This window comes from Clostridium perfringens, from assembly GCF_016027375.1.
In the GTDB taxonomy this organism is placed as follows: Bacteria; Bacillota; Clostridia; order Clostridiales; family Clostridiaceae; genus Sarcina; species Sarcina perfringens.
Genome location: NZ_CP065681.1, coordinates 2839169 through 2854546, shown reverse-complemented (window position 1 = coordinate 2854546; position 15378 = coordinate 2839169). Strand labels below are relative to the sequence as shown.

Here is a 15378-nt window from a genome sequence, read left to right as displayed (position 1 = left end):
TAATATTTAAGTATAAGCAAGTTTATACGCTAATTCAAAAAAAGAGGTGGACAAGTGAAGAGAAAAAGTATTGCATTAGTTCTTTCTTTAGGACTGTTAGGTTCTGTTACTTTAGGTAGCATTGAAACAGTTTATGCTGAAGGAAATAAGAACACAACTAATATTAGTGAAGTAAAAGTTGACAATAAGGTAGAATTAAGTGACAAGAAAAACAAAGAGATAAAAAATGGATGGGAAATTATAAATGATAAGTGGTATTATCATGAAAGTGATGGAAGTTTAGCTACTGGGTTTAAAAAAATAAATGATGAATGGTATCGTTTTGATAATAATGGAGAAATGCAAGTTGGCTGGCAATATATAAATGATATATGGTACCATTTTAGAGATAATGGACCTATGGATACTGGTTGGAGAAAGATTAATAATGATTGGTATTATTTTAATAATGATGGAGAAATGCAAACAGGATGGCAGTCTATAGGAAATAAAAGATATCATTTCAGAGATAATGGAGTAATGGACACTGGTTGGAGATCATTAGGAAGTGATTGGTATCTATTAAACTCAGATGGAGAAATGCAGACAGGTTGGCAACATATAAATAATATATGGTATCATCTTGAAGATGACGGTAAAATGAATACTGGATGGCAAGATATAAATGGAGACAAATATTATTTTAATAATAGCGGCGAAATGCAAACAGGTTGGCAATATATAAATGATATATGGTACCATTTAAGAGAAAATGGACCTGCAGATACTGGTTGGAGAAAAATAAATAATGACTGGTATTACTTTGATAATATAGGTAAAATGCAGACAAGCTGGCAAGATATTGATAACTCAACATATTATTTCAATGATAATGGAGTTATGAGTATTGGATGGAGAACTATAGAAAGTGAATGGTATTATTTTAATAATAGTGGAGAAAAAGAAAGCAACAAAGTTATAGATGATTGGTATTTAGATAAAAATGGAGTAGGAAATAAGATTGTAACTGAAGGTGTATATGGAAAGAGTGGAAAGGGTAGAGATTTAGAATATTATAGAATAGGACATGGTAAAAAGGTATTATTCTCAGTGTTTGGAGTACATGGATATGAAGATGCTTGGAGTGGTGATTCACAAGAACTTAAAATAATAGCTGAAAAGTCAGTAAATAGATTAAGAAGTGAATATAATACTAAAGGAATAGATTTAAGTGAATGGAGTGTATATATTATACCTTCAGCTAATCCAGATGGAAGAATTGATGGATGGACAAACAATGGACCAGGTAGAACTACAGTAACAACTAAGAATGATATAAATAGATCATTCCCTACAGGATTTTCTCCTTTTTATAGTGCTAGAAACTATACAGGACCAACAGCATTAGGTTCTCCAGAGGCAAAGGCTTTATATAGTTTCATAAATAAAACTATGGAAGGAGCAACTGAAAAAGTTCTTTTAGATGTACATGGATGGGAAAACAAAACAATAGGTAATCCTAGCATTGCTAGATATTTTGATAATGAATTTGGCTTTAGAAATATAAATAAATATCCAGGTGGATTTGTAATAACTTATGGAAATGCTATAGGAGCTAAATCAGTTTTAGTAGAATTTCCAGTTCCTTATTCACATCAAGATATATTAAGAAGAGATTTTTCAGGTAAATTTGCTAATGGATTAGTAAATATTCTTTTAAATAACTAAAAATAAGTATAACTAAACTATATGATAGAATTTTAAAAATAATTTTATCATATAGTTTTTTTATGTTGTTTAAATTTTAATTTATACATAATTTAGATAAATGGTTATAAGAATAATTAACAAAGCATTTATTTTATGTTAAAATTATGAATATATAATTAATTTTTCATGTTTTAATAATTATTGTAAGGGGAGTCTATAATGAAATTTACAAAAAGAAAAATAAAATTATTTAGTTTAACTTGTGCAATTACTACTTTATGTAGTGGATTTGTATTAGGAGAAAATGTACAAGCAGCTAATAATAAGGAATGGAAATTTGAAAATAATAAGTGGAGCTATGTTGATTCTAATAATCTTAGAAGTAAGGATTGGGAGAATATAAAGGGGGATTGGTTTTACTTTAATTCAAAGGGAGAAATGGAAATAGGATGGAAGTATATAAATAAAACTTGGTATCATTTGAGAGAGAATGGCGTAATGGATACTGGTTGGAGAAAAATAAATGGAGATTGGTATTATTTTAATAATAGTGGATCTATGATGACTGGTTGGCAAAATATTAATGGAAGTTGGTACCATTTAAGAGATAATGGTGTAGTGGATATTGGATGGAGAGAACTAGGGGGAGCATGGTACCATTTAAATGAAAGTGGTGCTATGGAAAATGGATGGAAATATATAAATAATGAATGGTATCACTTAAATGAAAATGGACCTATGGATATAGGTTGGAAAAAAATAAATAACGACTGGTATTATTTTAATAATAATGGAGAGATGAAAATTGGGTGGCAAAATATAAATGATACATGGTATCATCTTAAAGAAAATGGAGTTATGGATACAAAATGGAACAAAATAAATGATTATTGGTATTACTTTAATGATGATGGGAAAATGATAAATAACCAATATATTGATGGATGGAGAATAGATAATAATGGGGTAGCTCATTATGAAAAAGCCTTTAGAAATCCAAAGTTAGAAAATAGTAATCAAATAATAGTTGTAACGACAAATAATATGAGTACAAGTTATTGTAATATAGAAATTTATGAAAAGAATGATTCTGGTGAATGGAATAATATTGATAGTACAACTGGAAGAGTAGGAGCTAATGGACTTGCTTATATTGAAAATAGAGTTCAATCAACTAATACTACTCCAGCTGGTGTTATGAGCATAACAGGAGCTTTTGGAGTTAAGAATAATCCTGGAACAAAATTAGATTATATAAAGGTTAATAATAATATGTATTGGGATTTAAATAGCGAAAATTCTACATATAATAGATTGATTAATTATAATCCTGGTGGAGATTATGAGCATTTAATTTCTTATCCTAGACAATATGAATATTCTTTAATAACTGATTATAATCACAATCAGGTTCCAAATAAAGGAGGAGCAATTTTTGTACATTGTTTAGGAAGAGGGGCTACTGGAGGATGTGTTTCAATGCCTAGAGAAAAAATGATTGAAATATTAAAGTGGATAGATCCTAAGAAAAATCCTAAAATTTTAGTTATTCCTAAAGATGATTTAGATGATTATTGGTATTAATACTTAATATAAAATAATCTTAAATAAGAAGTATATATCTAGCAATAATATCAAATTTAAATAGTAATTTTAAAATTAATATTATTAAATAGTTTTAAGAAGTATTAACTTATCTAGGATAAGTTAATACTTTTTTTATTGTAATAAGGAAAATTTTGTGATATTATATTAATGTTCAAAAAATGAACGAAGGGAGAGTTGAGGATGTTATCATATGATATTGAAGTTTTAAAAATTATAAATGATGAAGACAATATAAGTCAAAGAAAATTAGCAGAAATGCTAAACATTTCTTTAGGTAAAATAAATTCTTTACTTAAGGAACTATTGACTAAAGAATACATAGTTAAAATTGATATAGATAAGAGAAATGTTAAATATGAATTAACTGAGGCAGGAATTGCATTACTAGAAAATTCATTAGATAAAGTTAAAAGCACAAAGTTATCAATACATAAGCATAAATTTCATAAAGTTAAACAAGCTGTTATTTTAGGAGCTGGTGGTAAAGGTGATTTTGGAAAGCCAGCTGGTTTTTTAGAGCTTGAAGAATTCAGAATAATTGATAGAATAATTGATATTTTGAAATCAAATGGTATAGAGAAGATTGTTATAGTAAATGGATATAAGAAAGAATACTATGAAGAATTAGCTGAAAAAGATTCAACAATTTTTTGTGTAACTAATTCAAATTATAAATGGACAGGAACTATGAGTTCTTTAGCTTTAGCTAAGGAATATATAGATGATGATTTTATATTGGTAGAAAATGATCTTGTTTTTGAAAGTAGAGCTGTAGAACAAATTATTAAAAATGATAATAGAGATTGTGTTTTAATTACTAATGAAAGTGGATCAGGGGATGAGGCCTTCGTTGAAATAAGAGATGGCTATCTTTTTAAAATGTCAAAAGATGTACACCAATTTAATAAGATTGATGGAGAAATGATTGGTATAAGCAAAATATCTTATAAATTATTTAAAATGATGTTAGAAGAATTTAAACATAATATAAATCCATATATGAATTATGAGTACACTATGTTAGATGTTGCTAGAAATTATAAGGTTGGTTATGAAAAGATAAATGACCTTGTTTGGGGAGAAATTGACAATAAAGATCAATATGAAAAAGTAAAGAAACACATTATACCTATGATAAGAAGAAAAGAAATGCAATATAAAATAGATCAAGTAAAAAGTGCTATAGTTAATGGATTAAAGGTTTCAGAAGAGGAAGTTAAAGAAATAGTACCTGTAGGAGGTATGACTAATAAAAACTATAAGGCTTTTGTAAATGACAAAGCCTATATAGTAAGAATACCAGGATTAGGTACAAGCTCTATGATTAATAGAAGAGATGAAATGATAAACTCTAAACTAGCAGCAGATGAAGGAATAGATGCTAAAATACTTTTCTTTGATGAAGAGTCTGGAGTAAAGATTGCAGAACTTATAGAGGGAGCAGAAACTCTTAATCCTGCAACGGCTAAAAAGAAAGAAAATATGGAATTAGTGGTAGGGGCATTAAGAACTTTACATAATTCAGAGATAAAAATGGAAAATAGATTTAATGTTTTTGAGAAAATTGAGGATTATGAGAGTCTTGTTAAAAAGGTTAGTGGTACTCTTTTTGAAGATTATTATGAAATAAAAACAAGAGTATTAAAGTTAGAAAAAGTTTTAGAAGATAATGGAATGGAAATAAAACCATGTCATAATGATACCGTTCCAGAAAACTTTGTTAAAGATATTAATGAAAGAATGTATCTAATAGATTGGGAGTACAGTGGATTAAATGATCCTATGTGGGATTTAGCGGCTCACTCAATTGAATGTGATTTTTCAGAGGATGATGAAGAATTATTCTTAAATCTATATTTTAACAATTTAATTGAAGATAAGCATAAGATAAGAATTCTTGTTTATAAAATATGTCAGGACTTTTTATGGAGCATATGGACTATTTTAAAAGAGGCTCAAGGCGATGATTTTGGAACTTATGGTATAGATAGATATAATAGAGGAAAGAAAAACTTAGAGTTATTAGATAAAATTTTAATGGGGCAATAAAGTATGAATTTAAAGGAGAGGCAGTATGTTTAAAAGTAATTATAAGGGATATGGTAGTGGAATTATATCTGCTATGGCTTGGGGGCTAGATACTGTTTTAGTTGGAGTTATATTATCCATGGCTCCATTTATAAATACAGAGGCAGCTATAATGTTAGCTCCTTTTGTAAGTACATTTTTACATGATTTTTTTTCAACTTTATGGATGTTTATTTATATGATTTTTACAAGACAAGTTGGAAAACTTTTTAAGTCATTAAAAACTCCAAGTACAAAATATGTTATTTTAGCATCTATATTTGGTGGGCCTATGGGTATGACTGGATATTTACTTTCTGTTAACTATATAGGACCATCATATGCAGCTACTATATCATCAATATATCCTGCAGTTGGAGCAATTTTAGCAGCAATATTCTTAAAAGAAAAAATTAGTAGAAAAGGATATATTGGATTAACAATAAGTATATTAGGAATAGCTCTTTTAGGATTTGGAAATGATGGGGGAAAAGCTAGTTTAATAGGATTTTTATTTGCTGGGTTAAGTGTTTTAGGATGGGGTTCAGAATCTGTAATATGCTCTTATGGTATGAAAGATGAAGATATAAGTCCTAAGCAAGCTTTACAAATTAGACAGTTTATATCTGCTCTTTTTTCAGGGGTAATAATTCTTCCTTTATTAAAAGCTTATCCATTAGTATTTGAAGTTTTAAAAGGAAATGTTATTTTGGTTATAATAGGCACAGCTTTAATGGGAACAATCTCTTACGTTTGTTATTATACGGCTATTCATAAATTAGGACCAACAAGAGCAATGGGACTTAATATAACTTATGTTGTATGGGCAATGATTTTTGATAAAGTACTATTAGGTCATGATATAACTATTAAAATGGTAATATGTGCTTTAATGGTTATGATAGGCTCATTTGTAGTGGCAACTCAACCAGCACATGAAGAAGAATTAACTAATGTTACTAATACAGCAGTTTAGTTCTTAATAGATATGAAATATATAATAAAAGAAATTAATTATATTTTACTAATTAAGATGGGATTGTAAATGCCTTAATATTAGATTATTTTAAAGAAAAAGAAATATAAAGTAAGTTTTGAGAGAATAATAAAGGAGATTAATAAATGAGAGCAATATTACTAGCAGCAGGAATGGGAACTAGATTAAGACCCCTAACTTTAGATACACCTAAGTCACTTATAGAAGTTAATGGAAGACCTCTTTTAGAAAGACAGATAGAATTTTTAAGAGAAAGAGGAGTAGAAGAAATAATTGTAGTTACAGGTTATCTTGCAGAGAAATTTGATTATTTAAAGGATAAATACGGAGTAAAACTAGTTAATAATGATAAATATGATATATATAACAATATATATACTATGTATTTAGTTAGAGAATATTTAGAGAATACCTATGTAGTTGATGCTGATGTTTACATATCAGAAAATTTCTTATTAGAAAAACCAGAAACATCAATGTATTTTTCTGCCAATAAACAAGGTTTTAAAGGAGAATGGAAACTTAGCTTTGATGAGGATTTAAAGGTAAATGATATAGAAGTTGGAGATGATGAAGGTTATATATTATGTGGAGTATCTTATTGGGATAAGAAAGATACAGATATAATAGTTAAGGAACTTGAAGACATGGTTGAAAATGGCGATTTTAGTGAGTTATATTGGGATGATATTGTAAAGAATAATATTTCTAAGTTAGATATTCGCATTGAAAAGATTTCAGAAAATAGTATTTATGAAATTGATAATTTAGAAGAATTAGACTATGTTAAATCAGTAGTAGAGAAATAATAAAGACAAGCTATTAGCTTAAGTTTTAGCTAATAGCTTGTCTCTTTTTTATATAAATTAAAATAGACTTTAATAATTACTAATAATTTTATAAATTAAAAATAAATTTTTATACATATTATTCTGGTAAATAGAAGAAATGAGTTGCTCTTATAGTACCGTTAACAGGGTCATCTACTGAGACTAGTCTTCTATGAAGAACAGAATCAAAATATTTTTTTTGATTATCAACTATATAAGCATAATCATCATCATACCAATTCATAAATGTAAATGAATGTTTATATCCTGAAAATACTACATCTCCAGGTCTAAGATCACTTGTGTTAGTTGATCTTATCCATCCTCTAGAAAGTAATTCTCTTTCTAATTGATATGTGTTAGCTACATATAGAGGGATTTTAACTCCAGCTCTTCTTAAGGCTTCAGAAGTGAAATAAACACAGTTATTAGTTGTTTCTCCACCGTGAAGGTCTATAGCAGCATAATGAACAGATTCTCTATTGTCTTCATTACTCATATAATTAAATAACTTGTATTGAGTATATGAATGAGATCTAGATGGAGAACCGTGTAATACAATTCCATCTTTATTTATATAAGTAGACTCAAACCATTTATCAGTTATCATTACCCCATCTGAATCAAATTTATATATGTTTCCATTAATTGTTTTTTCAGAATCTTGAGCCATTGCACCATTATCATCAAGATAATACCATTTATCATCTGAATTTTTCCAACCTATAGTCATAGGTCCATTTTCACTTAAGTGGTACCAATTGTTATCTAAGAATCTCCAGCCAGTAGCCATAGGCCCATTAGAATTTAAATAGTACCAATTGTTATCTATCTTTTGCCAACCAGTAGCCATAGGTCCATTAGGTTTTAAGTAATACCAATCATCATTTATCTTTTGCCATGAAGTAGCCATAGGCCCATTAGACTTTAGATAATACCAGTCATTATTTATAAATTGCCAACCAGTAACCATAGGTCCATTAGGTTTTAAATAGTACCAATCATCATTTATAGATTGCCAACCAGTAGCCATAGGACCGTTAGGTTTTAAATAGTACCAATCATCATTTATAAATTGCCAACCAGTAGCCATAGGACCATTAGATTTTAAATAATACCAATCACCATTTATAAATTGCCAACCAGTTTCCATGATTCCTTCACTATTGAAATGATACCAATTATCATCAATCTCTTTCCAACCGGTTATTTTTTCATTGTTTAATATATAATACCAATTATTATTTTCATGAACCCAGCCATTATTTATATCAGTCTTTTCTGAAGAAATGTTAGATACTTCTTTATTTGGCTGAGCAAAAACTGATATGCTTTGCAAGGATAAAGTAAGCGTTAGTATAAGGGTTGTAATAATTCTCCTTCTTTTCATAATAACCTCCAATTTTTATATCAATATTATAGAATTAAAAAAAGTATATTTTAATTTAAATCAATAGTATTAAGCAAAAATAATACTTCTATAAATATATAGAAGTATATAAAAAATTTTATTTTTTATCTTCAAAAATATAATCATGAATTTGCTTAACTGTAACATCTTTATCAAATGCTAAATAATAAACACCATTTATCATTTCACCTTTAGAATATTCATCCATAGGATATCTTTCTTGTTCTAAACCAGAACCACCCATGGAAGCAACTATTTTTGCAAGATTTAGAATTTCACCAGATGAAAGACTAGTAGTTACCATAGGCATAAGTTCGTTTAAGATTGTTGGGTATTTAGTTGGAGAAACTTGATTAAATTTTTCAAATAATTTGCTTAAAACTATTCTTTGTCTTTCAGTTCTCTCACCATCTCCACCAGCAGTGTATCTTATTCTACAGTAAGCTAGGGCTTGTGTACCATTTACATGTTGAACACCAGGTGAAGTTATTAAAGGACAATCAGTTTTATTAATTGCATTTAAATTTTTTATATGATCGTTTATACCAGGACTTGCATCAATTTCATCTTGTCTTATATTTAGATCCATTCCACCAACAGAATCAATTATTTTAGGTAATGATGAGAAGTTAACTGTAGCAAAATCTTTAAGATTTAAGTCAAAGTTTTCATTTAAAGTTTTTAAAGCTAATTCATGTCCACCAAAAGCATAGGCATGGTTTATTTTATCTTTTCCATGTCCTTGAATATCCACATAAGAGTCTCTCATTATTGAAGTTAATTTAAGTTTATTATGTATCTTATCAACTGTAGCTATCATTATAGCATCTGATCTACCATCAGTACCTTCAGGAGCATCAATTCCAAATAAAGCTATGTTAGCTATTCCATCGTATTTAGAAAGCTTTTCATCTACCGCTTTATCAATTCCTAAATTGTCTTCATTTAAATCAACTTTGTTCACTTTTCCAAGCATAGTTAGTCCATAAGTAGCTACCCCTCCTACTAAACCAACTATTAAAAGCCCTATAATTGAAAGTGCAATTATTAATTTACGATTTTTAGCAGGCTTTTTTGAACTCCTTTTTTTATTAGTTTTTCTTGCCAATGTAAGCATCCTCCCTTTTTAAAATTACAAAACAATTGTAGCATTCTATTGCATAAGTTGTAAAGTTATGGATAAGATTGTTAAAATTTAAAAATAATATTAATGTTATTTTTAAAATATTAAAATTAAAGAAAGGTTATTTTTGCTTAAGATAAAGCGCATAAAATTATAGCTAAAAAATAATATTTTTTTATAAAGTTTAAAGTGAAAAAAAGATTTATAAATAAAAAAGAATATTTATCAAATATAAATTTTGATAAATATTCTTATATTATAAGATATTATATTTTAAGCTGTAGCAGTTTCTCTTGTAGGAATAATGCTTGGTATTATAAATCCTACTAAAGCAGGTACTACCCAACCAAATCCCTTAGAGTATAGAGGAAGAAGAGAAACTAAGTTTTCTACTCCAGGTATAAAGTTACCTAGTGTTATTAATATACTAACTACTAAAGTAACATATACAGTAACCTTATGAGTAAGTGGGTTAGTTATTCTCTTATGGAATAGATTTAATAATATAAGAACTATTGTTACTGGGTAGATTACACCAAGTAAAGTAGCTGATAATGATATTATCTTATCTAATCCCATACTAGCAACTAATATACTAGTTACTGTCATTAATAAAACGTTAAATTTATATGGCAATTTACCATTAGAAACTCTTTCAAAGAAGCTTCCACCAGCAGAAAGTAATCCTATTGAAGTTGTTAAACAAGCTAATGCCATTGATACACCTATTAATATTGCACCTGCATGTCCTAGAATACTTTCAGCAACAAAAAGTAATAATTGAGAATTTGATAAATCTAAAGCTAAATCCCCAGTATGAGCCCCAAGGAAGATTAATCCACCATAAATTATTGCTAGTCCTCCGATTGCAATAACTGCTGCTTTAATAAGTAATTTAAAGCTAGCTTTACCAGTATATCCTTTAGCTTTTATTGAACCTAATATTATTGAAGAGAATATAACAGCTGCAATTGCATCCATTGTTTGATATCCTTCAAGTAATGATGTAGAAAGGGCATCAGGAGTATATGATTTTGTTAAAGCGTCTATTGGACTAAGAACTCCCTTAGCTATTAAGAAAAATAATATAGCTAATAATATAGGAGTTAAAAATTTACCTAAAACATCTATAACTTTTGATGGCTTTAATACAAAGATTAAATTAACTAAAAAGTAAACAACTATTACTGCAAAGTAATTTATATTTGCAAAGTTAGGAGCAAATGCTAATTCAAATGTAGTAGCTGCTGTTCTAGGAATAGCTAATAATGGTCCAATAAGTATAAATAATGCTATTGAATATATTAATGAGAATTTTTTACCTACTTTATCTCCGAATAATTCAAACTTACCGTTAACTCTCATTGAAGATAATATACCAAGTAGTGGTACTCCAACTCCAGTTATTATAAATCCTATAATCCCTAAATAGTAATCTGCACCTAAATTTCTTCCTAATAAAGGTGGGAAAATAAGGTTACCAGCCCCCAAAAACATTGAGAATAGTGCAAAGCCGATTACTAAAAAATCTGATCTTTTGTTATTCATAATATACACCCCGTCTTTCTTAAACAATCAAATTAATATTTACATTTAAAATTATTATTTAAGATATAAGAGATAAATAATTTTAAAATATATTGATTTATAATTTGATTTAAAAAATTTTTATATAGTATTTTGCTAATATTCTTTTATTAAATTTTTATTTTATTTTTAAAAGTTATAATACTATATTATCATAATGTTAAGAAAAATCAACAAAAATATTTTATATATAAAATTGTGGAAATGTAAACTTGATAATTTGATAAAAAAATAGCTGTAATATTAAATTAATGTTAAAATGGATATTAACGGGATAATTATAGAATTCATCTTAATAATAAGTAAAAGAAATAAATAATCTTGACTAAAGAGTAAAAAATGATAAAATAACATTAAAGTTTAATATAAAATATCAATGACAAGAATTAGTAAACTTAAAAACAAACTTTAAGAGAGTCATATGTTTGCTGGGAGTATGATAGTTATGCTTAAGTTGAATGGATCTTCGAGATGTTTAGAGGAATTTTAGTATTCTAAATCGTAATTCTTACGTTACAAGAAAGAGATACAAAGAATTTTCTTTGTAACATTAGGTGGTACCGCGATATATTCGTCCTATAAGTCTTATGGCTTATAGGGCTTTTTTATTTTAAAAGAAAATAGCTATTTAAGAAATAAAAAGGTTAATTAAATTTTTATAAAGGAGGTGTATCTGATACTTCATTTGATTTTTAGAAGCATCAGAAAAACTAATGGAAGATAAGAAAAAAATTATTTTTAGTGGAATAAAGCCATCAGGTGATTTAACATTAGGAAATTACTTAGGCGCTATAAAAAACTGGACTAAATTACAAGAAGAATATGATTGTTATTTCTGCGTTGTTGATTTACATGCCATAACAGTAAAACAATTACCAGCAGATTTAAGAAGAAGAACTTTAGAAGTTTTAGCTATATATATAGCATCAGGAATAAATCCAGAGAAAAATACATTATTTATACAATCACATGTACCAGCTCATTCAGAAGCTTCATGGCTTTTAACATGTAATTCATATATGGGTGAATTAAGCAGAATGACTCAGTATAAAGATAAATCAAAGAAAATGGGCGATTCAATAGGAGCAGGATTATTTAATTATCCAGTTCTTATGGCAGCTGACATACTTTTATATAATGCAGATCTTGTTCCAGTGGGAAAAGACCAAATGCAACATTTAGAGCTTGCTAGAGATATTGGTACTAGATTTAACAATTCTTATAGCAAAACATTCACTATACCAGAGGGATATGTTCCAAAAGAGGGCGCAAAAATAATGGATTTACAAGATCCAAGCAAAAAGATGTCTAAATCAGATGCTAATCCAAATGGTTTCATATTAATAATGGATGAGCCTAATGTTATAAGAAAGAAAATTTCAAGAGCTGTAACAGATAGTATTGGTGTAGTAAATTATACTGATGAACAGCCAGGCGTTAAGAATTTAATAAATATTCTTTGTGCAATAAAAGGATATACTCCTGAGGAAGTTGTAAAAATGTATGATGGCAAAGGATATGCTGAATTTAAAAATGATGTAGCTGAAGCTATAGTTGAAGAGTTAGCTCCAGTTCAAGAAAAGGTTAAAGCTTTATTAGGAGATAAAAAAGCTTTAGAGGAAATATACAAAAAGGGTGCAGAAAAAGCAAATTATGCTGCAATGAAAACTCTTAGAAAAATGCAAAAGAAAATAGGATTAATCCCAAGATAGGAATTAAGAACTCTATTAAGTAAAGTTCACTAGATATAGCTTAGTAATTATTGAATTTCGTGAAGAATTTCTATTAATTCTTCCATAAATATAATTAAGGCTTCGAAACTCCCGTTGGTCAAACAGTCTCAGCCTTTTAACATTATATTTATTACAGAATAAATGAAATTCTAATCACTTATTCAAATATTACTTCGCTTATATCTAGTGAACTTTTTTATAGAGCTTTTTATTACTTAGTAAGAAAATAAATATTAAGATTATCTAAAAGAGAAAAACTCATTTCATTTCAAACAGTTTCAGATTTTTAAGGATAAATTCATTCCAAAAACAATTAAATTCTAATCATTCATTCAAATACATTTCGCTTATATATGATGAATTTTTTTTATAGGGTTTATAGGGAAAATAATAGATTCTAATCACTTATTCAAATATTACTTCGCTTATATCTAGTGAACTTTTTTATACAATAAAGTTGTTATTTCCTTTAATTTGTAAAAATGATACAATAAAGAAAATTAATAATTTGTTAAGTGATTTTTATGAAGAATTTGCTTTTAGCAGAGGGAACAAAGGAGGAGTTATGGTTATTAGATTGATTGTATGTATTTTGATATTAGGTGGTTTAATTATTTATAGGAATAATAAATTAAAAACTATTAAGTTAGAAAAGAAAAAAACAGATTCAAAAGTTATTAGTTTATTATATGATAAGCTATCAAACGTATTATTAATATTTTCCGCTTTTGATATGGTAATTGGAGTTATGGCAAGAGAAGCTAATAATATTACATCAACTATATGGAGAGTATTAACTATTATTTTTTGTTTTGGAATGTTTATATATGCTACAAAGGAAAGTATTAAAAGTACTTTTATTATAAGAAAAAATGATTTTATTCTTTTTATAAATGGAGAGGAAAATATTAATTTTCATGATGTTAAAGAAATTAATATAATTAATACAGCTAATAAATATGTTTACTTAATTACTATATTCTTAAAAGATGGTAGAGAATATAGTATTAAAGGAAGAGATCAATATGAAATGAATAAGGTAGTAAGATTAATTAATGAAAAGATTGGTTATAAAGCTTTGAAAGAAGAGTTAGCAAAAGTTTAATACTATTAAGGATAGTTATTATATATTAATAAATTTTATTAGAAGTGATAAATATTTTTTATTATAATTGTGAAAAGTAAGAGGGGGAATTGGGATGCCACCATTAAGTTTGCTTATTAAGCCAGCTTCTAGTGGATGTAATTTAAAATGCACTTATTGTTTTTATCATTCTTTAAGTGACAATAGGAATGTTAAGAGCTATGGTATTATGAAAGATGAAGTTTTAGAAAGCATGGTCAAAGGGGTTTTGAATGAAGCTGATGGCCATTGTAGTTTTGCTTTTCAGGGAGGAGAACCTACCTTAGCAGGATTAGAATTTTTTGAAAAGTTAATTGAGATTCAGAGAAAACATAATTATAAAAATTTAAAAATATGTAATAGTTTGCAAACCAATGGGACTTTAATAGATGAAAGTTGGGCAAAGTTTTTAAGTGAAAATAAATTTCTTGTGGGACTATCTATGGATGGACCTAAGGAAATACACAATTTAAATAGAAAAGATTGTTATGGTTTAGATACCTTTAGTAAGGTAGAAAGGGCAACGGATTTATTTAAAAAGTATAATGTTGAATTTAATATATTATGCGTTGTGACCTCTAATACAGTTAGGCATGTAAATAAAATATATAGATATTTTAAGGAAAAAGATTTTAAATTTCTTCAATTTATAAATTGTCTTGACCCATTGTACGAGGAAAAGGGTAAATATAATTATTCTTTAAAGCCAAAGGATTATACTAAGTTTTTAAAGAATTTATTCGATTTTTGGTATGAAGATTTTCTAAATGGAAATAGAGTAAGCATTAGATATTTTGATGGTTTATTAGAAACAATTTTATTAGGAAAGTCATCATCTTGTGGAATGAATGGGACATGTACCTGTCAGTTTGTTGTGGAAAGTGATGGGAGTGTTTATCCTTGTGATTTTTATGTTTTAGATAAATGGAGACTAGGCAACATACAGGATATGACAATGAAAGAATTATTTGAAACAAATAAAAATCATGAGTTTATAAAATCATCCTTTAAAGTTCATGAAGAATGCCAAAGGTGTAAGTGGTTTAGACTTTGTAAAGGTGGATGTAGAAGGTGCAGAGATTCAAAGGAAGACTCAGACTTAGAGTTAAACTACTATTGTCAAAGCTACAAGGAATTCTTTGAATATGCCTTTCCAAGGCTAATAAATGTTGTCAAGACTATTAAATAATAATTAAGGTAGTGTTTTACC

Annotated in this window: 11 protein-coding genes and 1 other annotated feature; of the genes, 8 read left to right on the top strand and 3 right to left on the bottom strand. The window is 27.6% G+C overall.

Translation table 11 applies throughout. From position 1 onward, the window contains the following. The first annotated feature begins 54 nt into the window (after positions 1-54). The 5 genes from I6G60_RS13345 (at position 55) to I6G60_RS13325 (ending at position 7170) form a co-directional block, all read left to right on the top strand. Positions 55-1707: a cell wall-binding protein gene (locus I6G60_RS13345; RefSeq protein ID WP_003460499.1), complete on the top strand. Its 1653-nt coding sequence runs from the start codon at positions 55-57 to the stop codon at positions 1705-1707. A gap of 201 nt (positions 1708-1908) precedes the next feature. Further along, a complete protein-coding gene (locus I6G60_RS13340; protein ID WP_049039483.1) occupies positions 1909-3273 on the top strand; it encodes a L,D-transpeptidase family protein in 1365 nt (454 codons plus the stop codon). Positions 3274-3477: 204 nt separating this feature from the next. Then, positions 3478-5346 carry a phosphocholine cytidylyltransferase/choline kinase family protein gene (locus tag I6G60_RS13335; RefSeq protein WP_057230824.1) on the top strand — a complete coding sequence of 623 codons (1869 nt, stop codon included), beginning with the start codon at positions 3478-3480 and terminating at the stop codon, positions 5344-5346. Between the two features lie 25 nt (positions 5347-5371). Beyond that, a complete protein-coding gene (locus tag I6G60_RS13330; protein WP_011009939.1) occupies positions 5372-6340 on the top strand; it encodes a DMT family transporter in 969 nt (322 codons plus the stop codon). Positions 6341-6486: 146 nt separating this feature from the next. Beyond that, positions 6487-7170 carry an NTP transferase domain-containing protein gene (locus I6G60_RS13325; RefSeq protein ID WP_011009940.1) on the top strand — a complete coding sequence of 228 codons (684 nt, stop codon included), beginning with the start codon at positions 6487-6489 and terminating at the stop codon, positions 7168-7170. A gap of 118 nt (positions 7171-7288) precedes the next feature. On the opposite strand, the gene I6G60_RS13320 is transcribed toward I6G60_RS13325, so the two are convergent. From I6G60_RS13320 to brnQ, 3 genes are all read right to left on the bottom strand, one after another. Further along, positions 7289-8581 carry an N-acetylmuramoyl-L-alanine amidase family protein gene (locus I6G60_RS13320; protein WP_003460565.1) on the bottom strand — a complete coding sequence of 431 codons (1293 nt, stop codon included), beginning with the start codon at positions 8579-8581 and terminating at the stop codon, positions 7289-7291. Between the two features lie 118 nt (positions 8582-8699). Next, complete coding sequence (locus tag I6G60_RS13315) at positions 8700-9710, bottom strand: LCP family protein (RefSeq protein WP_003460577.1); 1011 nt, start codon at positions 9708-9710, stop codon at positions 8700-8702. A 288-nt stretch (positions 9711-9998) separates the two neighbouring features. Further along, positions 9999-11273 carry a branched-chain amino acid transport system II carrier protein gene (brnQ, locus tag I6G60_RS13310; RefSeq protein ID WP_003453506.1) on the bottom strand — a complete coding sequence of 425 codons (1275 nt, stop codon included), beginning with the start codon at positions 11271-11273 and terminating at the stop codon, positions 9999-10001. A 406-nt stretch (positions 11274-11679) separates the two neighbouring features. After that, positions 11680-11894, top strand: a binding site (T-box leader). 131 nt (positions 11895-12025) lie between these two features. Between brnQ and trpS the strand changes: the two genes are divergently transcribed. From trpS to I6G60_RS13295, 3 genes are all read left to right on the top strand, one after another. Beyond that, on the top strand, positions 12026-13024 hold the full coding sequence (gene trpS, locus I6G60_RS13305) for a tryptophan--tRNA ligase (RefSeq protein WP_003464429.1): 999 nt from the start codon (positions 12026-12028) through the stop codon (positions 13022-13024). 586 nt (positions 13025-13610) lie between these two features. Next, on the top strand, positions 13611-14150 hold the full coding sequence (locus I6G60_RS13300) for a hypothetical protein (RefSeq protein ID WP_003476923.1): 540 nt from the start codon (positions 13611-13613) through the stop codon (positions 14148-14150). A 94-nt stretch (positions 14151-14244) separates the two neighbouring features. Then, positions 14245-15357, top strand: a complete 1113-nt coding sequence (locus I6G60_RS13295) for an anaerobic sulfatase maturase (RefSeq protein ID WP_111744057.1) — start codon at positions 14245-14247, stop codon at positions 15355-15357. Positions 15358-15378: the final 21 nt, after the last annotated feature.

Bases quoted from the DNA above. Each gene is read 5' to 3' on its own strand.
- I6G60_RS13340 (WP_049039483.1), top strand. From the start codon at position 1,909: ATGAAATTTACAAAAAGAAAAATAAAATTATTTAGTTTAACTTGTGCA.
- I6G60_RS13335 (WP_057230824.1), top strand. From the start codon at position 3,478: ATGTTATCATATGATATTGAAGTTTTAAAAATTATAAATGATGAAGAC.
- I6G60_RS13330 (WP_011009939.1), top strand. From the start codon at position 5,372: ATGTTTAAAAGTAATTATAAGGGATATGGTAGTGGAATTATATCTGCT.
- I6G60_RS13325 (WP_011009940.1), top strand. From the start codon at position 6,487: ATGAGAGCAATATTACTAGCAGCAGGAATGGGAACTAGATTAAGACCC.
- I6G60_RS13320 (WP_003460565.1), bottom strand. From the start codon at position 8,581: ATGAAAAGAAGGAGAATTATTACAACCCTTATACTAACGCTTACTTTA.
- brnQ (WP_003453506.1), bottom strand. From the start codon at position 11,273: ATGAATAACAAAAGATCAGATTTTTTAGTAATCGGCTTTGCACTATTC.
- trpS (WP_003464429.1), top strand. From the start codon at position 12,026: ATGGAAGATAAGAAAAAAATTATTTTTAGTGGAATAAAGCCATCAGGT.
- I6G60_RS13300 (WP_003476923.1), top strand. From the start codon at position 13,611: ATGGTTATTAGATTGATTGTATGTATTTTGATATTAGGTGGTTTAATT.
- I6G60_RS13295 (WP_111744057.1), top strand. From the start codon at position 14,245: ATGCCACCATTAAGTTTGCTTATTAAGCCAGCTTCTAGTGGATGTAAT.